19 protein-coding genes are annotated in these 21,870 nt (G+C 49.1%); 17 read left to right on the top strand and 2 right to left on the bottom strand.

Features of this window, described 5'->3' with window-relative positions; genetic code table 11:
* The first annotated feature begins 31 nt into the window (after positions 1 to 31).
* The 17 genes from ACQY6I_RS20725 to ACQY6I_RS20645 all read left to right on the top strand — a co-directional run bounded on the left by ACQY6I_RS20725 (position 32) and on the right by ACQY6I_RS20645 (position 17,245).
* Positions 32 to 664 (top strand): phage baseplate assembly protein V, encoded by a 633-nt coding sequence (locus ACQY6I_RS20725; RefSeq protein WP_428243422.1) that lies wholly within the window; start codon positions 32 to 34, stop codon positions 662 to 664.
* Between the two features lie 200 nt (positions 665 to 864).
* The gene (locus ACQY6I_RS20720) at positions 865 to 2,256 is read left to right on the top strand and encodes a baseplate assembly protein (RefSeq protein WP_428243421.1); all 1,392 of its coding nucleotides are present in this window, start codon (positions 865 to 867) and stop codon (positions 2,254 to 2,256) included.
* A gap of 27 nt (positions 2,257 to 2,283) precedes the next feature.
* On the top strand, positions 2,284 to 3,261 hold the full coding sequence (locus ACQY6I_RS20715; protein WP_428243420.1) for a phage tail protein I: 978 nt from the start codon (positions 2,284 to 2,286) through the stop codon (positions 3,259 to 3,261).
* Position 3,262: 1 nt separating this feature from the next.
* Complete coding sequence (locus ACQY6I_RS20710; protein ID WP_428243419.1) at positions 3,263 to 5,149, top strand: phage tail protein; 1,887 nt, start codon at positions 3,263 to 3,265, stop codon at positions 5,147 to 5,149.
* A gap of 162 nt (positions 5,150 to 5,311) precedes the next feature.
* Positions 5,312 to 6,430 (top strand): phage tail sheath subtilisin-like domain-containing protein, encoded by a 1,119-nt coding sequence (locus ACQY6I_RS20705; RefSeq protein WP_428243418.1) that lies wholly within the window; start codon positions 5,312 to 5,314, stop codon positions 6,428 to 6,430.
* Positions 6,427 to 6,930, top strand: coding sequence for a phage major tail tube protein (locus ACQY6I_RS20700; protein WP_428243417.1), 504 nt, complete (start codon positions 6,427 to 6,429; stop codon positions 6,928 to 6,930). The genes ACQY6I_RS20705 and ACQY6I_RS20700 overlap by 4 nt, the downstream gene beginning before the upstream one ends.
* A gap of 133 nt (positions 6,931 to 7,063) precedes the next feature.
* Positions 7,064 to 7,609: a phage major tail tube protein gene (locus ACQY6I_RS20695; protein ID WP_428243416.1), complete on the top strand. Its 546-nt coding sequence runs from the start codon at positions 7,064 to 7,066 to the stop codon at positions 7,607 to 7,609.
* Positions 7,610 to 7,735: 126 nt separating this feature from the next.
* Complete coding sequence (locus ACQY6I_RS20690) at positions 7,736 to 8,032, top strand: phage tail assembly protein (protein WP_428243415.1); 297 nt, start codon at positions 7,736 to 7,738, stop codon at positions 8,030 to 8,032.
* A gap of 11 nt (positions 8,033 to 8,043) precedes the next feature.
* Positions 8,044 to 8,178, top strand: coding sequence for a hypothetical protein (locus ACQY6I_RS20685; protein ID WP_428243414.1), 135 nt, complete (start codon positions 8,044 to 8,046; stop codon positions 8,176 to 8,178).
* 18 nt (positions 8,179 to 8,196) lie between these two features.
* Positions 8,197 to 9,222 (top strand): hypothetical protein, encoded by a 1,026-nt coding sequence (locus ACQY6I_RS20680; RefSeq protein WP_428243413.1) that lies wholly within the window; start codon positions 8,197 to 8,199, stop codon positions 9,220 to 9,222.
* Between the two features lie 70 nt (positions 9,223 to 9,292).
* Complete coding sequence (locus tag ACQY6I_RS20675; RefSeq protein WP_428243412.1) at positions 9,293 to 9,715, top strand: phage tail protein; 423 nt, start codon at positions 9,293 to 9,295, stop codon at positions 9,713 to 9,715.
* A 101-nt stretch (positions 9,716 to 9,816) separates the two neighbouring features.
* Entirely contained in the window at positions 9,817 to 10,134 is a 318-nt protein-coding gene (locus ACQY6I_RS20670; RefSeq protein WP_428243411.1) for a tail protein X, read from the top strand.
* Positions 10,125 to 11,165: a phage late control D family protein gene (locus ACQY6I_RS20665; protein ID WP_428243410.1), complete on the top strand. Its 1,041-nt coding sequence runs from the start codon at positions 10,125 to 10,127 to the stop codon at positions 11,163 to 11,165. The genes ACQY6I_RS20670 and ACQY6I_RS20665 overlap by 10 nt, the downstream gene beginning before the upstream one ends.
* Before the next feature lie 16 nt (positions 11,166 to 11,181).
* On the top strand, positions 11,182 to 13,206 hold the full coding sequence (locus ACQY6I_RS20660) for an ATP-binding protein (RefSeq protein WP_428243409.1): 2,025 nt from the start codon (positions 11,182 to 11,184) through the stop codon (positions 13,204 to 13,206).
* 75 nt (positions 13,207 to 13,281) lie between these two features.
* Entirely contained in the window at positions 13,282 to 13,986 is a 705-nt protein-coding gene (locus ACQY6I_RS20655) for a hypothetical protein (protein ID WP_428243408.1), read from the top strand.
* Between the two features lie 16 nt (positions 13,987 to 14,002).
* On the top strand, positions 14,003 to 16,741 hold the full coding sequence (locus ACQY6I_RS20650) for a DUF4157 domain-containing protein (RefSeq protein ID WP_428243407.1): 2,739 nt from the start codon (positions 14,003 to 14,005) through the stop codon (positions 16,739 to 16,741).
* A gap of 66 nt (positions 16,742 to 16,807) precedes the next feature.
* The gene (locus tag ACQY6I_RS20645; protein ID WP_428243406.1) at positions 16,808 to 17,245 is read left to right on the top strand and encodes a hypothetical protein; all 438 of its coding nucleotides are present in this window, start codon (positions 16,808 to 16,810) and stop codon (positions 17,243 to 17,245) included.
* A 132-nt stretch (positions 17,246 to 17,377) separates the two neighbouring features.
* Here the strand turns inward: ACQY6I_RS20645 and ACQY6I_RS20640 are convergent, their stop codons facing one another.
* Both ACQY6I_RS20640 and dauA read right to left on the bottom strand, forming a co-directional pair.
* Positions 17,378 to 19,240: a cellulase family glycosylhydrolase gene (locus tag ACQY6I_RS20640; protein ID WP_428243405.1), complete on the bottom strand. Its 1,863-nt coding sequence runs from the start codon at positions 19,238 to 19,240 to the stop codon at positions 17,378 to 17,380.
* 715 nt (positions 19,241 to 19,955) lie between these two features.
* Positions 19,956 to 21,686, bottom strand: coding sequence for a C4-dicarboxylic acid transporter DauA (dauA, locus tag ACQY6I_RS20635; RefSeq protein ID WP_428243404.1), 1,731 nt, complete (start codon positions 21,684 to 21,686; stop codon positions 19,956 to 19,958).
* Positions 21,687 to 21,870: the final 184 nt, after the last annotated feature.

Raw genomic sequence — 21,870 nt, 5'->3', positions numbered from 1 at the left:
TTCGTCAGACCAACCTGGCGGAGATGTGGCGATGAGATCCAAACTTGATCAGCACACCAATATGTTTGGTGGGATGGTGATGTATGGACGCGTGGTCAGACCCGGGCCCGAGGATGCCGCGGCACCCGAAGATATCCCCCGGATACTGGTGCAGGTTGGTGGAGACACGCCGGGCAGCTACACCCGTAACTGGATGCCCTGGCTGAATGCGCGAGCTGGTTATGATGGCGAGTGGTGGGTGCCGGACATCGATGAGCAGGTGTTGGTCGTTGCACCTTCCGGCAATCTGGTATTGGGAGTCATCGTCGGTTCCATTTATCGCGGAGCGCTGACGTTTGCATCAGGCGCAAATGGTGTCGAGCCGCGTGCGGATTATCCCGCCCCATTGAATACGCTTGGGGCAGAGGGCAGCGATCTTCATACCCGGCTTTACAAAGATGGCACGAGTATCAGTTATGACCGTCACAAGCATCAGCTGGAGGTGGCTCTGAAAAGTGCGCCGGAAGCTGAAGCCTCTGTCAGTATTTCCTGTGTAGCGGATGAATTTGTCCGGATGACGGTAGGTGCCACCCACATAACAATCGAGAAAAAAGGAAATGAAGAACGTGTCGTCATTGAAGGTAAGGTGACGATTATTGGAACTCTGGATGTCACTGAGGATTGAACAATCTGTGCGGTCTGAATCAATTCGTGAATACATTGACCCGGTTTTTGTAATCTGCAGGAAGGGCCATTTATGAATACAAAAAATGGATATGGCAGTGTGTACTCGTGTGCACTTGATCATCACATCAGTTTTCTGTTGAACACTGCTATCACAAACAGACGCTATTTCAGTGTGTCAGAACTTGGGAAGGTGAACTTATGAGCACATTTACCAGTATTGATTTATCCAAACTCCCGCCACCTGATCTGGTAGAGGAGTTGAGCTACGAAACCATATTGGCCGCTACCCGAAACGAGTTGCAAATGATTGCGCCTGAGCTGGATGTAGACAGTCTGTTGGAGAGTGATCCCATTAGTAAACTGTTGCAGGTCATGGCTTATCGTGAGTTGCATCTTCGTCAGCGTATTAACGAATCTGCCCGCGGCGTCATGTTGGCCACTGCCACAGGCAGTAATCTTGATAACCTTGCGGCACTGGTGAATGTTCAACGGCATTTACTCAATCACGAGGCGGTGGCTGCCGGGGAGCAACCGGAATATGAGGACGATGATCGCCTGAGGACTCGTACGCAGTTGGCATTTGAAGGTTTTTCTACCGCCGGGTCAGAAGGAGCGTATCTGTTTCATGCAAGCTCGGCGTCAGAAGATGTTAAGGATGTAGCTGTTTATTCAGAACGTCCTGGAGAAGTGGAAATTTGCGTACTCAGTCGTGAGGGCAGTGGTACCGCATCCGGTGAATTGATCCGATTGGTGGAAGATGCTGTCAACGCGGACGAGATTCGGCCATTGACCGATTGGGTCAAGGTTAAATCGGCCGAAATCGTGCCTTATCAGGTGGATGCCAGTCTGGTGCTGTTGCCGGGAGTGGGTGGTGAAGAAGTGAGAAAAGCTGCTAAAGAGGCTGTGCTCGCTTTTATGGAATCACACCATCGCCTGGGGGCGGATATTACCCGTGCCGGACTGATATCCGCGCTTTATCAAAATGGCGTGCAGAATGTCATTTTGCATGAGCCTGTCAGTGATGTTCTGATCGCGCGCGACCAGGTGGCGGTCGGTACGATCAGGGAAGATATCAAATGGACTCAACAAGCGACCAGTATGCCGACTGTCATGCCTTCCGGTATTCAGTTTGACAAAACCACGGGCACTGTAACCGTATTGCGCGTGGTTCCAGAAGAAAAAGAAATGGATATCTCCCATTATGCCGTTTATTGGGGCGGCAACAATACCCGCAAGCTTCCTCTCAGTGCCAAGGCCTATCAGTTCGATGATCAGCATACTGTGACCCTGGATCATGACAATGCCGAAAAACTGTGGATGACCAACCTCGATGGCAGCATGGTGTTTTTGCAGGACCGGGATTATCAGCAAACCGGTAAAACCATTACTGCAATCAGTGAAGCACTTAAAAATCTGCAGACAGATGTGAGGATCACTTATGAGCTGCCACCTCTGGTGGTGTTTTCTAAGGATGAACCACTGTCATTCAACATTGCCGGACAACCGACACCGAAGGAAGCCACACACCTGCTGGCCTTTAGTGTTAATGAGTATGGCGAGATGTTGTATGGCGTCAGTGTTGAGATTTAACCCGCCATTTGTAAGAAGGACAGAACCATGGTCACTAAATTGTTGAATCCCAGTACCAGTGCACTGCAGTTTATTAATGAACAACCGCTGGGGACTGGTAGCAGCAGATCTCTGAGCGGTCGTGTTTATGTAGATTTTTCAACGCATCGGGATGATCTGGTCAGTTACGAAATACATTGGGGGGATGCAACCAATCGAAAACTGATTCGTAACAGTTTGATTGCCGCTTGCGGATTAAAAAAGAATGATGTCGAGGGTCTCGTTCGTTTTCGTGCCACTTCACCACTGACGCACAGGTTTTCGAATACCGATATCCCGGATGGGGCCATGTGTCTGTTGGTGTTTGTGCGTGACGTAAATGACTGCGAATACCTTTATGCGCGGCGCGATTTGACGACACGTGAGCATCTGATGCCGCCTTCTGCGACTTCGCTTGAGCGCAATCTGGCTGCCACCTCCGCACGGCTGGGTCAGTTGCCGGTCAATATCCATACACTCTGGAATTCCTCCACCTGTCCTGACGAACTATTACCATGGCTGGGGTGGGCGGTATCCGTTGACACTTGGGCAGATAACCCTGATGACCCTGCGGAAGAGGCGCGTCGTCGCCGTGAGTTGATTAGTAATTCTGCGTTCGTGCACAAACATAAAGGCACTCGTGCTGCCGTGCAGCAGGCTTTGAACAGCTTTACCGATGCTAACGTGACATTAACGGAGTGGTGGCAACAAAGTCCGCCGGGTGCGCCACACACCTTCCAGTTGGACCTGTTGATCAATAACAACATGCTGGGACTCGGTAGTGCTGCGTTCAACAGCAAATTGCGGGAAGTGATCGATGCCGTAAAACCGGTACGCAGTCATTACAACTTTACCATCAGTACCGTGCAGACCAGTGCTTTGCAAATGGCGGCAGCGACGCAGGCGGTCAGTTATAAGCGCTTTAGCATGTCTGCCACATTACCATCACAGCCACCTACATTAGATACAAACGTTCTGGAACAATGATATGAGCATGAACTTAAAACCTGTCATAACGGATGCCGGCATTACTGCTTTGATCGATGCTAAAAATCGCGGCATCAGAGCCAAAATAACGCATGTTGGCGTGGGGGATGGTGGTGATGGACCCTATACCGCCAGCCGTGACATGACAGCATTGAAACATGAAATTCAACGCAGTTTCGTTGAAGGTGGTGAGTTGGTCGGTACCCAACAGAATCAGCTTTATCTGACGTCCACGATAAGTGATGAAGGCAACGATATTCCGGATATTTATCCTATCTATGAAATAGGCTTCTTTCTGGAAAATGGTGTGTTGTTTGCGGTTTATGCCTCTGAGGAAAAAAAGCTGGCCGAGAAAATCTACGGTACAGACTTTGTCCTGGCATTTGATCTGGTTCTCACCGGAACAGAGGCAGAGAGTATCATTATTGACCGCGAGCATCCGTTGTCCATGCCAGTGGCACGGGACAATCTTCTGGTAGGTAAGCAGACCGTCAAAATTCATACTCAGGCTGAATTTGATTTGATCTTTAACCGTGGCGCCGATACCGAAATCGCGGAAAACCTGACCATCGTGCTGAGCCCTGTTCAATTGCCCGAACTACCTGCGCTGGATCCTGATGATGAGAACCAGGTTCCTGACCTGTCTGCCGGCGCACTTGGAGGTATGGGGGACGGTGTTCATCACACATTTAATGGTCGTCCGGCCTACGTATTGAAAAACAGTATCGTGGTGAAAAACAACGTCAGTATCATCGGTTTTAATGCAGAGGATACAGTGGTTGTTAAAGGGTCCCATGAGGTACAAATCAAATTGCTCGGAGAAGCCGAATCGCCACTGACCGGTGTTCATTTTTCCGGGTGGAGTTTTGACGGACGTGGCGGAGTCGACGACCTGGGAGGCGATTTTATTAGCGCCAATAACGGGGCAGCCGTTTATTTGGAAAATGTCCGTCAATGTCAGCTAAACAATAAGCTTGTTAACCATCAAGGTAGTAGAAATGGTGGGGCTATATATGGTGTTTCCGCCACACATATCGAAGCACACCATATTTATCATAGCCTGGCGGTGAACGGTGGTGGTGTAGCCGGTTGCAAGCTTTCCACTTTTACCGTGTATGCATGTCGGGCCAGTAACAAAGGTTCCGGCACCTGGCAGTGCCATCAATCACAGATCCGTTTGTTTGGTTGTGAGGCAAATGAATGTGAAGACTCTATGGTACTTGGTCAGGCTGGAGATTTTGCCCTGGGCGCTCGGGTGGGTATCGGTATGGAACCAACACAGCATCTTCTTACTCTACGCAAAAATCTGAATCACTATCCTATCAGTATTACCCAATCACAAGTAGGTGGTGAAGCCACCATGGAGTTAACCACTGCAGATGAAAATAGTAAGCAGGCTACCAGGGTACTGTTGAGAGGACATTCGAATACCTCCGATATTGAATTTTACAGCGGTGCCCGTGGTCAGGAAAAGCAGCAAATGATCCTGAAAGGAGGCACCGGGAAACTGGGTGTTGGTACTGGTAATCCAACCAGCAAGCTGGATGTTGCTGGTGACATAAATACCAGCGGCAAACTCAATACCGGTACTGGTTTTACCATCGCGGGGCACAAGCCTTTTATCTATAAGCGATATAAAAAACTGGGTGACAGTGTGACCTATAATACAGGTAAAAAAACCTCTGAATACATTGCTGCCATCGTCGGTTTTGCTGCCACAAACGGTGACATCAATGAAAAAGGAACTGTAGATATCATCCGGCTGTATCCCTATGACGTCAATGGTGTCTGGTATATCAGGGCAGATTTTGCAACTCATGGAAATAATGAAACCTGGGATGTTGATGTCTTGTTTATCAATAAAAATCTGGTGGAAATAGAATTGTGAGGTATTGCTGTTGGGTCAAGTGGATGAGCAGGGATATCTCGCTATTAACTTAGCGATCGTTCTAATTTGCCTGATTGCTGTTGGATGAGTAGTTATTCGAACAATTCCAGATAACGGTAGTACTGGATTTAAATTATGAATGTTTTTACACAGGAGAATGCTATGGCTTTTTTACACGGTGTGGAAGTTGTAGAACTAGAAGGCGGGCCACGGCCCATTACTAATGTCGCTTCCTCGGTCATCGGCTTGGTGGGAACCGCAGCGCAAGGCCCAGTGAATGAGCCTGTTCTGATTTCCGGTTCTCGTAAGGATGCTATCGAAATATTCGGATCCGCAGATGGTAGCAGTACCATTCCCGATGCGCTGGATGCGATTTTCGATCAGGGCGGGGCCATGGTGGTCGTGATTAACATCAATGACCCGGACAGTGATGAGTCCCCAGATGTTGAGCAGGGTTTGCGCAACTTGCTTGCTGCAGAAAGCAGAGTGCATATGACACCACGCATATTGATTGCCCCAGGGTTTTGTCAGCAACCCGGAGTGGTCGATGCGATGATCGAAGTGGCAGACCGATTGCGAGCCGTAGCGGTTGTAGATGGCCCGGATGGCAGTGATGAAGACGCAATCACCTTTCGCGGAAATATCGACAGTGCGAGGGTCTATCTGGTTGATCCACATGTGCTGGTGTTTGACAAAGCCAGTGGCACTGAATTGGTACAGCCGGCTTCTGCACGCGTTGCTGGTGTGATTGCCAGATCGGATAACGACCGCGGGTTCTGGTGGAGTCCTTCCAACCGCACTATTTCCGGCATTACCGGAACATCCCGAGGTATTGATTTTTCACTCGGTGACAGCCTTGCCACTGCTAACCGTCTGAATGAAAAACAGGTGGCCACCATCATTCATCAAAACGGTTACCGGTTATGGGGCAATCGCTCCTGTTCATCCGATCCTAAATTTGCATTTATCAGCGTTCGCCGCACCGCCGATCTGATTAATGACTCGCTGTTACGCGCACACCTGGATGCAGTTGATCAAAACATCACTAAAACCTATATCGAAAATGTGACTGAGAGTGTCAACAGTTATCTGCGTTATCTGAAAAGCATCGGTGCAATTATCGATGGCAAGTGTTTCGCCGATCCCGACTTGAATACACCGGAAAATATTGCACAGGGAAAAGTATATATTGACTTTGATTTTACGCCTCCCTATCCGGCTGAGCACATTACATTCCGTAGCAGTCTGGTCAATGATTATTTAGAGGAGATTTTTGCATGATCATTCCTAAGGTCTTAAAAGGTTTTAATTTATTTGTCGATGGTTTCGGTTTTGCCGGCCTGGTGGAAGAAGTGACACTGCCCAAGCTCAATCTGAAAACGATCGATATCTATAACGGTGGTATGGATGCACCGATAGGTATGGATATGGGTATGGAAAAACTGGAGTGCAGTTTTTCTCTTAGCGAGTACAACAGCGAAGTTATCAAACGTTTTGGCCTGCGTGATGGTTCCAGTGTTTCTCTGGCGCTGCGTGGTGCTTTAGACAACGATGGCAGCATCATGCCTGTGATCATTAATCTGACTGGCTTCTGGAAGGGATTGGAAATGGGATCCTGGAAATCCGGTGAAAAAGCATCACTGAACGTCAGTGTTGGTGTGAGCTATTACAAGTTGACCATGGGCTCAGAAGAGTTGATTGAAGTGGATGTGAAAAACATGGTACGCACAATTAATGGTAAGGATCAATTGGCGGATCTGCGTGCGGCTATTGGTTTGTAACCAAACGGATGAGTCTTTGAATAATCATCTGCGAGCCACTGCTGTGTAAAAAGCGGCAATGGCTACGTACCGATATTATCCATTTGTCTGGCAAGGGATTAACCCATAACGAACTTTTCTGCAGGATGAAAAAATGCTGGTTCCTAAAGTATTAAAGAATTTTAACCTGTTTATGGCAGGTCAGGGATATGCCGGGCGTATCCAGCAGATCACGCTGCCAAAGCTCACACTACGCACTGAAGAGTATCGTCTGGGAGGACTGGATACCGGGGTTAAGATTGATATGGGAATGGAACCAATGGAATGCGAACTGATTCTGTCGGAATACGATGCAGAACTGATTCGCCGCTTTGGTATTCCACATGCCAATATGCGGGTGATTAATTACTACGGTGGTATCAATGGCAGTGTTGAATTGTTGCCTTTGGAAATCAGAGGTGCATTGAGTGATAAGGATCAGGTGGTACCGCTGAAAATCAATGCCAGTGGCAGCATTACTGAACTCGACATGGGGCAATGGCAACCAGGTCAGCAGACCCAGCTGCGGTTACATTTCTCTTTGCGCTATTACCGTCTTGAGTTAAACCAGGAAACCCTGATTGAAATCGATGTGGATAACCGCGAACGCAAAATTGCCGGAAAAAACCAGATACCGAAAGGATCTGATGGTTTTATCTAAAGGGCCTCTGAAAAATAGGCCATTTTTAGAGGTTCCCTAAATGCACTTAAGGACACTCTGAATAGAGTAGATGATGCAGGTAATTCTTCAGGGTTGCCTTAAATTAACAGTGAGAGGAAACATAACATGTTGAACTCCGAAATCAGCTTACAAAACTCTGCGGTCCAAAACCGACAGGCCACAGCCGAAACCATACGGCTGGATTATCCAATAACTGCCGATGGTATGGAGATTGATCATTTGGTCATGCGCCGGCCGTTGGTGCGTGACCGCCTGGTGGCAGAAAAAGCCAGCGGCAGTGAAACGGAGAAGGAAATTCGTCTGATCGCCAATCTGTGTGAAATAGCACCTCAGCATATTGAACTGCTCGATCTTGCAGATTACGGCAAATTACAGGAGTGCCTGGCCGGTTTTTTATCCTAGAACCTCAACGTTTGCGTGAGGCCGTTTTTGTACTGGCTCAGCGCAGTGGTTGGGGTTTGAATGAATTGTTGGATCTGGAAGAAGAAGAATTGCTGGAGTGGCTGGAGACTGGACGGCGGTTGCTTGCAGACGCCGAAAAACGGTAACCAATACGTGGTAATGTGATGAGCGACTATAGAAAGGATGATAATAAAAATTTTGGCCAGTATGCTGATGAGTTGTGTACTGCTGATCGTTTGAAAGCCTGCTTTAGGGTTTCAACCGTTATGGGCAACCGATACGGTTGTCGGTTGAAAATGCTGCGTTCAGATCGACCAGGTATCCCCAAAATATGGCAGGTTGTTGTGCTACCAAAATTGACGTCATCACGACGTTATCGCCAATACCTATTGCCTTATGAATGGTTGCTTACAGGTGAATCCCCGGCAGCCGTCAGCCATAGTAAGCTGTTGTCCGATAATCGCCGTTACCTGAATATGTCCAGGGTTATCAAACAGTTTTTCAACACCGGGGTTCAGGCTTCTCTGCATACCAACACGGTCTTTGAGCAGGTATCCCATTTACATCAAAACCGCGATTTACGCCTGTATCAGACTTCGACCTATTGGTCCCATCACAAAAATGAACTTATGAGAGAGTCATTGTCGTCTGTCAGGCCATCGAGTGATCATGATATTGGTTGGAAGCGCGACCCTGAACGCACAACGAGAGCGCCTGGATTGTCTCCTCGTCGGGTATTTTCGATATTGAATGGTGTAACCGATGAAGGCAATGCGAAAAACATATTCTCTGGTCATTCTGACATGACCGCGCAAGGCGGAGAAAGTCTGATCACGCAGCTGATCAGCGCGTCTGCTGCGGCAGAAAGACGACCATCGACACCACCGTTGACAGCCGCTGCTATTGATGACTCTCCGTCTCAGCAACATATTCCTTCAGCACCTTTTGACAATATGCGAATACAACAGAATATTGCCGCATTGGTGGCGACTGACAAACAGAACCACGCAGATTATCAGGCACAGTTACAAGCGCTTCAACAACAAATGCATAGTGCAACCCAGCAGCAGAGTCAGACGGTTCGCCAGCTCGAACAGACGGTGAATTCAATGGCGACAATGCTCCAGCAAGCAATGCAGTCGCAGCCACCCAGACCTTTGCCACCCAGTTATTACGGAGCACTGAAATGAACAATATTGCATTACAGGTTGTGGTTAATCCGCAGATGGTTGATGCAACCGACAGAAGGGAGATCAGACGATGATGATGTTATTGGGACCGGTAGTATTTTCCATCGATACCGGCGCTTATGAGAAGCTGCAGCACAGCACGTCTTATCAGTGGGCATCTCAGACGCGCCTGGGACATCCGTTTTTTAAGCATCTCGGAGTCGGCGGTCCTGCGCGCCAGTATATTGGCCCGGGCGATGACAGTATCAGCCTGAACGGCACCATCTATCCACAGTATAAAGGTGGTATACGGCAGTTGTCGCTAGTACGTCTGACCGCTGGAATCGGAGTGGCAATGCCGTTGCTGGATGGTAATGGTTTCGTTTATGGACGCTGGATTATTGAAAATGTTCAGGAAACCAAAAGTGTCTTTTTTGCTGATGGAATACCGAAAAAAATTGAATTCAGCGTCAGTCTGAAACGTTACAACGAAGATTTGATGCTGCTGTTTTGAAGTAACAAAGGCTCTCAATAATAGCTGCGAGAACGTCAGAGTAATGCAGGTCATTATTCCGTAGACCCTTAAGTTATCACGACATTCAAAGAGACACGACAATGGCAAACTATTATCACACTAAAGCCGGTGACATGCTCGACAACATCTGTTGGCAGTACTACATCAAGGAAGTCAATCTGGGAACGGCAGCGATGGCCGTCGATCCTGGCCTGCTGACGGAACCACAGTTGGTGGAAAACGGGTTTCTGTTAGGTCCGGGGAGTGACCTGGTTGTTACCGGTACGGTGGAGCGGGTGTTACAGGCCAATCCCGGGTTGGCGGATTACCCACTGAGTCTGCCGGCCGGGTTGAGCATTTTGCTACCCGATCTGGCAACGTCTGAGGAACAGGATATGAGTGTCAAAATATGGGATTAATAAGCGCTCAACTGCTTGGTGCAAATATTCCGGGTTTCAGTCTGAAGGTAAATGGAACGTGGGCGCGGAAAGAATTTATGGACCGGATGGTTGCTATTCAACTGGTTCAGCACAGTGGTTTAGTGAGTGATCAGTTGTCATTAACCTTGGATGATCGACCTACTTGGAGAGGCAGCGGTATTTTTTTGCCTGATCTGCAACAAGAGACGGTGATCACTCTGCACCTGGGTTATGAACCCAGTCTGGTTAACATGGGTGAGTATCTGGTGAGTCATATCAGCTTGAATGAATCCTCTAATGGGAGAACCATGACCATCTCCGCCAATTCCAGCCTGCTAAACCGCGATGTCAGCTGCACCTGGAATGATTTGTCGCTGTCCAGCCTGGTCGAGCAGATTGCCAGGCAGCATGGACTGACCGCCAAAGTCAGCCCGTTAATTGGCCAGGAAATAATTGACAGCATCAACCAGCAGAAAGAGTCCAATGGTGCTTTTTTGACCCGTCTGGCTGAGCTTTACGACGGCGTGTTTAAAGTCATGGGGCGCAACCTGTTGTTCATGAAAAAAGGCGAGGGAACTTCGGCCAGTGGAATACCGATGAAGCCGGTCAGTATTGCTCGCCATGACATCGTTCAATGGACCAAAAAAATCAATCGACAGCAGAATTATACTTATGTTTGTGCGACTTGGCGGGATCTCATTGATGCCTGTGAACGTGAAGAAATGTGTCCCTCGGGTACGTTGGCGAAGGGCGATACTCTGATGCGTCTGCCGCATGTGTTTGCTTCCAAAGAGGAAGCCGAGGCAGCCGCAAAAGCCAAGTTTCATGAACTGAACCGCCAAGACCAGACATTGAGTCTCTCTGTTCTGGGCAACGCTAACATCACAGCGGCCGGTAGAATTTCGTTATCTTCTTTACGTACCGGAGTTGATGGTGAGTATACCGTGAAAACCGTCACTCATAGCCTGAGTAGCAGCGGCTTTCTGACCAATCTCGAAGCATGTCAGGAACCGTATCCTGCTAACGGGTAATAACGGAGTTAACACCATGAGCGTTCACTCGTATGAACAGAAAACAGACTGGTTGCAGGAAAGTTATCAGTCAATGCTTGGCGAACTAGCTGATTTGAAGCATGTTCTGCAGTCTTTGTGCCAGTCCGGATCCGTGCCAGTCGAAAAAAATATACGGCATTTATCTGTTCCAAAAGATACGGTTGCCGATTCTGTTTTGTTGAACCGGATTTGTGAACTGTTTGCACTGAGTGCGTTTGAACGTCGTCTGATCTTAATGTGCTTGGCTGCAGAACTTGACCCGGAAATAGGCCGCCTGTATCAGGAGTTGAACGGTAAACCGTTGCCGAATATGGATCTTGCGTTGCGCCTGGGAGATGGTCATTGTGGGGTATTGGCGCCACAGGCACCATTGCGGTTTTTTCAATTATTGCATATTGACAATGATACGCCTGTATTACTGCAACGCTCCTTGGTTCTGAATGAATGGTTGTTGTTCTACCTGACCGGCACTCCCATTATTGATTCCTCTGTGTCCGCTTTTCTGGAATGGATAGACACTGACCGGAGTGTGTCGTTTGATCAACCCCTGCAGGTTGAATCGTTGTCCCGCATACTGATCAGCAGCCGGGTTCAGCAGACGGCATTGCAATTACAGGCGGGCAGTTTTGCAGAAGCCATTGAGAGTGTTGCCAGCCTGGCCCGGGTCGAGCGGTGCGATGTTTTTCGGTTCAGTCTTTTTCATCTACCCACCGCGACGCAAGAGCAAGAGCATATGCTGCAGCTGATCGAGCGCGAACTGATCGCCCGACAGGCGCTGTGTCTGCTGGATTGCCAACGGCTTTTTGAACAGCAGACGCATGTATCTGACCGGCACATTCTGAGTCGCTGGCTGGTGCGGCTGATTCGGGATCTGCCTGGTGCCTGCATTCTCTATGGGACCGAAAAGATACAGCTCATTGGCACCACGGTTTATTACCATACTGTGGAGTTGCCTGATGAAGAACGACAGCGGCAGTTGTGGCATAGCCATTTACATGAGCGCTTGAATCTGAAGACTCATACAAACGTCAATGACCCGGTTGACGATGCCATTCATAGTATCAGCACTCAATATCGTTTCAGTGCTGAACAGGTGGACATGATCGCGCGTCGGGTCGCAATGGAGGTACATACCGAAGTGGAGACTTCCAGTCCGGTTTCATTGCCACAAAAACTATGGTCTCACAGCCGGGAGCAGGCTCAGCAGCATTTGCATGGATTGGCGCAAATCATCACACCCCGGCCGCTCGATTGGAATGCACTGATATTGCCAGAGCGGGAAAAACAGAATCTGCAGGCGATTGTGGCGCAGGCTCAACAGCGTCATAAAGTGTATCAGCAATGGCAGTTTGCCACTCCTGGTGCTTATGGGCTGGGAATTTGTGCACTGTTTTGCGGTGGCAGTGGTACTGGAAAAACCATGGCTGCACGTGTACTGGCGAGTGTTTTAAATGTCGATCTCTATCATATCGATCTCAGTGTCGTGATCGATAAATACATCGGTGAAACCGAGAAGAAGCTCGATACTATTTTCCGGGCAGCGGAAAACAGTGGTGCGGTGTTGTTGTTTGATGAAGCCGATGCTTTATTTGGTAAGCGCTCTCAGGTACAGGAAGCCAAAGACCGTTATGCCAATATGGGCGTCAGTTTTCTGTTACAGCGGATGGAAGCCTATGCCGGTATTTCTATTCTCACTACTAATTTGCGTAGTGCCATGGATCCTGCTTTTACCCGTCGTCTGCGTTTCATCATACCGTTTCCATTTCCTACTCCGGTTGAACGCAAGCAACTCTGGCAGTCTCTGCTGCCAGCTGCCGCACCGAAACAAGATATTGATTATGACAAACTGGCACGCTTATCTCTGGCGGGCGGTTCAATACGGAATATTACCTTGCACGCGGCGTTTGTTGCGGCCAATGAGGAACAGGCTATCAGTATGCAGCATTTACTCACTGCCGTGCGACAGGAGTATTTGAAAGCTGAAAAAGCGTTGGATGAAAGCCTGGTGCAGGATTGGTAAAACACTTCTGAAAGACCGGCTGTTTTTTCAGGTTTCTTAACGATGCCGGTAGATGATAACTCTTGGATATACATTATGGTCAGCATACAAACATTACTCGATAGCATCGTTGTCGATTTGAAAAAACATTTTACCGAGCTGAAAACCTGCGTGGTGTTGCCCGGCTATATTGAAACCACAGAACTGGTGGAAGTCCATAAAAACACGCCCGGCGTGTTTGTGGCGCATGTCGGCAATGGTGAGATCACCCACGTGGAAACCGGTCAGAGCGATATCACACTGCAGCTGGTGATGTATCTGCTGGTGGTTGATCAACCAGGTGAAGCTGATGGTATCGCCAATGCCGTCGAGCGTGAACGAGTCGCCCAGGATTTGCTCAGCAGACTGCTGACTCACATGAGTGCCAGCGCCCAGCGATGGGGAATGGCCGAAGCCTTTCCAGCCACAGCGATAGAAAGCGCGGATGTGCATGGTTTGACGAATAACTTCACACCGCACACCCGGGACTGGCGTTTGGGAACGGCAGTTCTGTCCCGTGCGGCAGATTTGTATGGTGGTAACGACCCCATCAGTCGGCTGGCATTGTGGGCCATTACCTGGGAGCAGAAGTTGCGTATGGGCGAGAACCGGCTGGCGGATATCGGTGCCGATCAGCCACCAGAACCGCAGGGCCCGGACAGCACGGATGAGCCATTACCGCCCACAGATGTCTGGGTGGCGGTAAATGGTGGTGAGCCTCAGGTCATTACTGAGTCAGACAGAAAAACCGGACAACGTTGAAGGGTCAGGTGAATTCATGTACGTAGAGCAGACGAACAAAGAAAGCATTACAACCAATTTGGCCCCACAGCCAGAACAAACCATCAGCACGAACATGCCGCACGACAATGGCCATGTTGCAGTCTCCTCCTGTCAGGGGGCTCCAGCCATGCAATTCAAACAGGCTGCCAGTGATGGCTCTGGCGTCGCAGGTGGTGCTATGGCACCGCAAGACCGTCGTACGGGTTTACCACATCGCCTCAAAGCCGGTATAGAGCAGCTATCCGGTTATTCAATGGATGATGTGAGAGTTCATTACAACTCGGTACAACCTGCTCAGTATCAGGCGCATGCATTTGCGTTTGGCAATCAGATTCATCTGGCTCCCGGACAGGAACGTCACTTGCCACACGAAGCATGGCATATCGTGCAGCAGAAGCAGGGGCGGGTAAAACCCATGTTGCAGATGAAAGGCAAAACGGCCGTGAACAATGATGATGGACTCGAACGCGAAGCCGACGTGATGGGGGCAAGGGCCTCGCGAATGAACCACCAGGCAGCATCTGCCTCGCTGCGGGTAAATGTGGTAAAACCCCTTGGTTCTGCAGTTGTGCAACGTAAAGGTGTCACTTCAGGATCTTATGATCTGTTGTTGCGTCACCCGACATATTCGCGCACCTGGTTCAGTGCTGCCGAGGCGTATGAGAAACGCCTCGGGGCTTATAGTGCCGGGCACCCGCGCGCAAACGCGGCACTGAATGCAGCCATTAACCGAATGGAACAGGTGGTCTCTACGCGCTACACCCATGAGCTGAATCGGCCAGAATTGCTACGGGAAGTCTTTTTCAAAGATGAACTGGAAAGCAGTGGGCAGGTGGGAATCAACCTGGATTACAAAGAAATGCTCAAAGTGCTTCATCAGGGTAATCTGCGGGAGAGAATGACGGCCTTTTACAATGCTGCTTATTATGGTGCCGGCTACGGTAATGATTTAAGACGAGGGTTTAAAGCAATCCTGCATGAAATCATTTTTGACCGCCGGGATAACCTGATTGGCGATCTCGGGCTAAATGCCGAAGAGCTTGCTCGTCAGAATAGTTTCTATCGTAACACCCTGAACAGCAGAGTTCTGCGCCCGGGTGTCAGAACTCTGTTGGATGTAGTCGGACGTTTCGGATTCCGCAATATGGGTTATAACTTTGACGAAGATGTTTTTGCCTTGGGTAATTTATCTGCGCAGGCGTTTGAGTACGAGGTTGGTTACAGTCAGTGGGGTCGGCATGATCGCCAGGGCAATGCCGTTGAGCCTTATACTGCGGGTGCTATGGCAGAGCTGGGTGTTCCGTTGTCGAATACAGAACTGAAGTACACCTTTCAGGAGGTCGATACCCGCCGGAAAATAGGGGATTATCTACGTTTCAAACGTCAAACCGACATCCGTAGAGAAAAAACCAGAGATCGGGCATTGCCGTGGCAAGGCGGTAAGGCGAGGTATGAAATTAGTCCTGACAGCCTTTGGTACAAAGAAGTTCACGATAAATTGCGGATGCCGGTCATCGCCGGAGTGTCGGGCACTACCACCAGAATGCTAAAGGCCTATCAGTTTTTAAATGCCCAGCCGCAGGCGGTGGATTTTCGTCTGGCGTTGATGGGCTGGATGCTTCCCACGGAAGATCATTCGCTGTATGAAATTTTAAGGGGCGCGCAGATTGCCGGCGTTAACGGACCTGGTGAGCAGAAAAGTATCAGTGACCCCATTGCCATGTACATGAATATTGCGCCTTTAGAGACGCAGGAATTAAGAACTCGGGTTGGTCATGAGAATATGTTCCCTCATGAAGAAGTGTATTGGGACTTGGCCAGTCTTGGTCCGGTGAGATACTCTCCTGTAACCGATCTGGATACGGGGGAAGTGACAGATCCTGAAGCCGGCCCTCCTTTGCCCCGGTTTCGTACCACCGAAAGGCTTGCCTCGGAATACCGCGGGAGATATGAGCAGGCTCAGCGTAATGACGGCCAGGGAAGACTGGGTTCATTCAATCGTGCGTTTGGAACGGCGCTGGGCGTCTATAGCAGCGGTACGCATCAGCTGATCAATACAGTGATGGAGGCGAAACACTGGTATGCACCGGACGTTGAAATAAAAAGGAGATTACGGAATGTTATTAACGGCATGGTCGCCTTGCGGGGGGCGGGGGCTGGTCAGAGAGTTGAATTCCCGGAAGAGCTGAAGGCCTTGAACGTCCAGCCTAATTATCTGAATACCATGACAGATGCGACTGAGCGAACCAACGAAACCAACCGAATCACCAGGGAAGTGGCCAACTTTGTTGAGGAAATCTATCCAGAGTTATTGTTGCACGCCAATATGGCCATGGATGCGCTGGACAACCTGCCATCCAGTGAGGAGGTGGTTTATAGAGGGGAGGCTGAACACCCTATGAAGCTCTGGACCGGTTATTATCAGACAGAATATTCAGTTCGTCAGTTCACCAGTTATTCCCGGAACCGGGATGTGGCTTTGCAATTTGCTGAAACCGCGATTGAAACCGGTAAAGGTACGACCCGGGTGCTTGTGGAGCTGCAATTGCGTGGAAATAAAGGAAAAGACATCAGTGATTTGTCTTTGCATTCGAACGAAGACGAAGTATTACTCATGCCTGGTGCAAGGATTAAGGTTACCGGTAGCAAGATACAACGGCTCACTTACCAGAACCGGCGCGGAACGGAAGTCGAGGAGAGGGTCAAGATATATACCGCAGAGGAGGTTCAGTAATGTCATTAGGTTATTGTGAGCTTTTTTTAACCATGGCGCTCAATGGCTTAACGGGGAGTGTTTAATATGGCGCAGGTCAGTGTGGGGGGGGCGAAAGTTTCTCTTTCACCCGTGAATCCTGTTATGAAGGTTGACAAGCTTACAGATGTTATCAATGGTGGTGCGCAAACCGTTATCAATGTGAATGGAAAAGCAGCCCTGATTGAAAATGATATTCAGAACTGGGTTGATGGTTATGTCAGTAATTACACGTATCAGCCTTACGTAACAACACCGGGGATGATAAAAGGCAAATCATTCACCTTGAAAACGGTTGCGGAAAATGCCCGTGCCGGAAAAAATCTGGTGCTTGCTTCCACTGAAATAGAACTGACAGTAGAAGTGCAGACGCCCGCGATATTCGTACCTCCCCCACCGGGTAAGCCGGAAAGTGACAGCACCAAAGAGTACACACTCAAGGTGATATTTACCGATCCCGGACAGGATGCTTTTACGAGCACTTGAACTTAGCCAGATGACTGGCTTTCAGGCAGTTTCTGTTCCTGGTCAGGACGATTTATTGGCTGGATGGTCAGGAGATAAAAAAACGGGGCAATCAATGCCCCGTTTTTATGGTTTTAAGCGTTGCTGTAGAGATCAGTTACCCCACAAACGTTCCAGCAAGTTCCATTTTTCTTCCTGGAAGCCTACCCACTCGCCCCATCCAGAGGTATTGGTTCTTGGATCGTAAGCGTGCTCATAAAGACCGCCAGTATCGCCGGATTCAGGGTTGATACCCCAGTAACAGGCTTGGATGTCTTTCTCGATCATGTAGTCCACAGCAGCATTTTGCCATTCTCTGTCAACTCCAGGAGTAATGTGGGCCCAACGGTCCTGATCGCGGATGGCAGCATCGTTTGGCCAATCCAGATGACCACCAAACTCACCGATAACCATGGCGTAGCCCTGTTCTCTCAGGTAACCAAAGTGTTCATCCCAACCTTGTTTGAGCAGTGGTGGATTGATCACGATATTACACTTCGCATCACCGGCGGCATCACCTTCAAGACCTTCACACTCAGGTTGTGCCGGATCCATGAACTGTGGTTGTACCGCTACTGAAGGGCCATAGATGTGTGGTGACAACACCAGACGTTCCTTAGGAATATCCAAAGGATCATCAGCCATACTGTAGAGGTTTTCTCCCCAGTTCGGGTTAAGATCCGGGTCACCATTAGGAGTCGGTGTACCATCAGATGTTTTACTGCCGATACCTTCTACGAAGACCAGGACGTTCGGGTTAACTTCGTTGATGGCTGCATAGGCATGTTCTGATAGAGTTTTCCACTCTGCCCAGGTGTAATCCCATGGCTCGTTAAAGATGTCGATACCCAGGATGTTATTAACACCCAATTGTTCTGAGAATCCAGCCAGTTCACGCAGGTTGTCTAACCAGAGTTCTTCGTTGTATTCGTGAATTGTGACACCAGGACCACCCGTACCACAGGAATAGTCTTCCCGCAGGTAATCATAGTTATCACGGTCTTTGTCTGTGAATGGAGGGCTCGCATCCAGGCGGCCTGCGCGCCAGCCAATGTAGTTTGAACAGGAGTGAATATCGAGAATGACATCAAGTCCGTTTTTATCGGCCAGTTTGATGAAGTCTTCCAACGCCTGACGTGAGTTTTCAGATCTGACGGAGTAGTGGTTTTTGAAGACTGCACTAACACCTTGAGGATCATCTGTTTTCAGTGTTTGTGGGGCAATCGGCACACGAATGGTATTAATACCTTTGGCCTTGATTTCATCCATAGTCTGTTGGATGGTACGACCAGTGCCCTGGCTGTTGTTGGCCCAGAAGGTATTACCAACATACAGTTCCATCGGTGCACCGCTTGGATTATCCGGATCGTCAGAAGGCTCATGACGTCCTTCCAGACCAAACCAGGCACCACACTGAATGGGTTTGATTTCGCCGTCTTTGGTGATGTTTCCGGTTTCATCAACGCGGAATACACCATCACCGGTAGATCCGCCATCTCCACCGTCGCCGCCGTCGCCGCCATCTCCACCATCACCGCCGTCGCCGCCGTCTCCACCATCGCCGCCGTCACTGGTACCACACGCAGTACCGGTCACTGTTGGTGTTTCTGCGGTGCCACTGGTGGTACCTTGAAAACCAAATGTGGTGCTTTCACCAGGTTGGAGAGCGCCGTTCCAGGCCAGGCTGGTGGCTGTGTAGGGATTGCTGCCAGAGAGGTTGGCATTCCAGGCAAAACCAACGCGGCTTGAGCCACTGTATTGCCAGTTGACAGACCAGCTGTTCAAAGCGCTGGCGGTATCGTTGGTGATAGTAATTGTAGCAGTGAAACCAGAGTTCCACTGGTTGGCGACTTCATAGGTACAACTTGCTTGTGCACCTTGTGAAATGGCCGCAATCGCGACGCTGAGACCCAACAGGGTGCCTGCGTATTTTACATCCCTGTAAAGCGTTCTTGTCGATTTCTTCGCTTTACTCATGTATGTGATCCTCAATAGTCACTAAATCACTTTGCTCGTTTACGTCTCCTTCTTTGCTACTCGAATACTGCTGGAATTATTCCAGTGCCTTACTGCGGTTAAAGAGGCAACTACGTTTCATGTAACCGGTTACAGAGACATCCAGGTTTTTGTAGAATACTTGTAACTGTTTTTAGTTATTTGTCGTTTGCTTGTTTTTATCCGATTGAATTTTGTAGAACATCAATAATGTTGAAGCAAAATCACTGCGATGAGTCCAGACACATCTTTTTTGTTATTGATTATCAATGTTGTTCACTCAAGCTTAGTTAAAAATATCAATTTGGATATTTGTAGAAGCCGTGTGAGTTTTGAAAATTAGCCGAAAAAAAAATTATTGCCCATCCTACAATATGGTGAAGTGTGATGAGACTGGCATAGAGATGAGATAAATCAATTGAAATTGATAAGGAGATCAAATATTAACATTTTGTAACAAAGTAAATTACCTGCCGGTGGTCGACATTATATGTGACTTAATACTTATATTTTCCACCATAGCGTTGAGGTGGTTGAACCTTTGTCAGCGAAAAGCCCCTGTTTAGAATGGTTTTAAAGCCCTGGCCAACTGCCTATCGAGGTTAAATTGCCACCAGGTGTCAGATAAATTGAAGAGTTGGTCAGGACAAATAACAGAGTACCCAGCTGTATTTTGAGCAGGTACTCTGGTGCGGATTTAAGGATTGATCTTATTCAGTTCGGTGAGTGCATCCTGCAGTGTGGAAAAATAGCGACTGGTTCCTTCAATAGGGGTCGCTTTTGCCCTTGCCAGGGTTTTGAGTGGTTGAAACTGAAAATCAGCAAACCAGACACAGCCTTGATCTTGTCTGAATTTTTCGATCAGTTTATTCATGGCAGAAACTCCGCCGGCATCCAGAATTGGAACGCCATCAAGATAAATGATGATGCCTCGGGCATTTTCTGACAGCAATGCCAGCTCCCCGAAGATACGTTCGGCCGGAGCAAAGAACAGTGGGCCGTTGATTTTATAAACTCTCCAGCCTTCCGGTAGCGGATCATTGATGAGGCGTTTGTTATTAGTAATCTCCGTGACCTTGGTCATGTCGGCGATCTCTTTCATAAATAATAACGCTGCCAGTAATATCCCGGTGGTTATGGCGATGACCATATCGAACAGCACGGTCAGTGAAAAACAAGTCAGAAAAACCCAGATATCGCTACGGGTGGCGGTTTTGATCAGGTGTTTGGATTTGTGCGCCTCGCTCATGTTCCAGGCTACCATGACCAGCAAAGCAGCCATGGCCGGCATGGGCAGGTAGGCCAGCAGCGGTGCGAGTAATACCAGTCCCAACAGTACTACGATGGCGTGAATCATAGCCGACACCGGTGATGTAGAACCGGCCCGCACATTGGCGGCTGAACGGGCAATGGCGGCAGTAGCAGTAATGCCTCCAAAGAACGGGGCAAGGATGTTACCGATACCCTGGCCGAGTAACTCGCTGTTGGCGCTGTGGCGTCGCCCTGTCATACCGTCCAGTACCACGGCACACAACAAGGATTCAATTGCACCCAGCATGGCAATGGCGAACGCTGACGGCAGCAGCTCAATTACTCGGGCGAAACTGATTCCACTGCTATGACCTTCTGCACCGGCCTGTAGCCAGGGCCACTCAAATGTGGGCAAATAAGGTGGAATGCCAAAACCAGTACCGCCACCGGGAAGCAGATAGGTGAACCGGGAGCCAATGGTGTCCACTTCCCATTGATAATGATTCAGTGCCAGCGCAAACAGACTACTGAGAATGGCAGCCGGCAAGTGGGCCGGTACGGCAATTCTCAGCCGTGGCCAGAGAATCATAATGAGCAGCGTCAGAGAAGCGACCAGCAGACTGGGCCAGTGGGTGGTTGGCAGTGCCTGGGCCAGGGTCATGACCTTTTCCAGATAATGCTCAGGCATGGGGCCGGTGGTCAGACCGAAAAAATCCTTTAATTGCAAAGTGGCGATGGAAACAGCGATGCCACCGGTAAAACCAAGGGTGACGGACTCAGGAATGTATTCAATAAATCGCCCGAGACGCAGGTAAGCCATAATCAGCAGTAGTACCCCTGACATGACCGATGCCAGCAGCAAACCCGACAGGCCCTGGTTGTGAGCAATCGGAGCCAGAATCACCACAAAGGCGGCAGTTGGCCCGGAAATGCTGAAGCGCGAACCTCCGCTTAAAGCAATGATAAAGCCGGCAATAATCGCCGTATATAAACCGTGTTGTGGCGGCACACCGCTGGCGATGGCCAATGCCATTGACAAGGGAATGGCTATGATACCGACTGTAATGCCAGCCAACGTATCTTTGATTAATCGTTGGGAAGAGTACTTCTCGGTGATGCAGGCATCTCTGAATGCGTGAGCAACCCGCAAGGAAAACAAATGAGCTCTATGGGGCATGGATACATCGTAGTCCAGTCTACTGGTAAATCGCGGAGAGCCATAATTATAGTCCGATTATAGTGTATGGCAATCGAGTAGGCAGAAAGTGATAGTAATTTTTATAGATGGTTTTGAACCGACAAATGAACTGTTTTGTCATGCTGGCCAACAACAGCATTAAAAGTTTATGCACACCACGCTA

This window comes from Gynuella sp., assembly GCF_050297175.1.
Classification (GTDB): domain Bacteria; phylum Pseudomonadota; class Gammaproteobacteria; order Pseudomonadales; family Natronospirillaceae; genus Gynuella.
Note: the sequence above shows the minus strand (reverse complement) of the source record. Positions and strands in the feature narration are given on the sequence as shown.

What these genes read in the sequence shown, in the direction of transcription:
- ACQY6I_RS20695 (WP_428243416.1), top strand. Translation starts at nt 7,064, where the DNA reads ATGCTGGTTCCTAAAGTATTAAAGAATTTTAACCTGTTTATGGCAGGT.
- ACQY6I_RS20670 (WP_428243411.1), top strand. Translation starts at nt 9,817, where the DNA reads ATGGCAAACTATTATCACACTAAAGCCGGTGACATGCTCGACAACATC.
- ACQY6I_RS20650 (WP_428243407.1), top strand. Translation starts at nt 14,003, where the DNA reads ATGTACGTAGAGCAGACGAACAAAGAAAGCATTACAACCAATTTGGCC.
- ACQY6I_RS20660 (WP_428243409.1), top strand. Translation starts at nt 11,182, where the DNA reads ATGAGCGTTCACTCGTATGAACAGAAAACAGACTGGTTGCAGGAAAGT.
- ACQY6I_RS20725 (WP_428243422.1), top strand. Translation starts at nt 32, where the DNA reads ATGAGATCCAAACTTGATCAGCACACCAATATGTTTGGTGGGATGGTG.
- ACQY6I_RS20710 (WP_428243419.1), top strand. Translation starts at nt 3,263, where the DNA reads ATGAGCATGAACTTAAAACCTGTCATAACGGATGCCGGCATTACTGCT.
- ACQY6I_RS20720 (WP_428243421.1), top strand. Translation starts at nt 865, where the DNA reads ATGAGCACATTTACCAGTATTGATTTATCCAAACTCCCGCCACCTGAT.
- ACQY6I_RS20655 (WP_428243408.1), top strand. Translation starts at nt 13,282, where the DNA reads ATGGTCAGCATACAAACATTACTCGATAGCATCGTTGTCGATTTGAAA.
- ACQY6I_RS20640 (WP_428243405.1), bottom strand. Translation starts at nt 19,240, where the DNA reads ATGAGTAAAGCGAAGAAATCGACAAGAACGCTTTACAGGGATGTAAAA.
- ACQY6I_RS20665 (WP_428243410.1), top strand. Translation starts at nt 10,125, where the DNA reads ATGGGATTAATAAGCGCTCAACTGCTTGGTGCAAATATTCCGGGTTTC.
- ACQY6I_RS20680 (WP_428243413.1), top strand. Translation starts at nt 8,197, where the DNA reads ATGAGCGACTATAGAAAGGATGATAATAAAAATTTTGGCCAGTATGCT.
- ACQY6I_RS20705 (WP_428243418.1), top strand. Translation starts at nt 5,312, where the DNA reads ATGGCTTTTTTACACGGTGTGGAAGTTGTAGAACTAGAAGGCGGGCCA.
- dauA (WP_428243404.1), bottom strand. Translation starts at nt 21,686, where the DNA reads ATGCCCCATAGAGCTCATTTGTTTTCCTTGCGGGTTGCTCACGCATTC.
- ACQY6I_RS20715 (WP_428243420.1), top strand. Translation starts at nt 2,284, where the DNA reads ATGGTCACTAAATTGTTGAATCCCAGTACCAGTGCACTGCAGTTTATT.
- ACQY6I_RS20675 (WP_428243412.1), top strand. Translation starts at nt 9,293, where the DNA reads ATGATGATGTTATTGGGACCGGTAGTATTTTCCATCGATACCGGCGCT.
- ACQY6I_RS20690 (WP_428243415.1), top strand. Translation starts at nt 7,736, where the DNA reads ATGTTGAACTCCGAAATCAGCTTACAAAACTCTGCGGTCCAAAACCGA.
- ACQY6I_RS20645 (WP_428243406.1), top strand. Translation starts at nt 16,808, where the DNA reads ATGGCGCAGGTCAGTGTGGGGGGGGCGAAAGTTTCTCTTTCACCCGTG.
- ACQY6I_RS20700 (WP_428243417.1), top strand. Translation starts at nt 6,427, where the DNA reads ATGATCATTCCTAAGGTCTTAAAAGGTTTTAATTTATTTGTCGATGGT.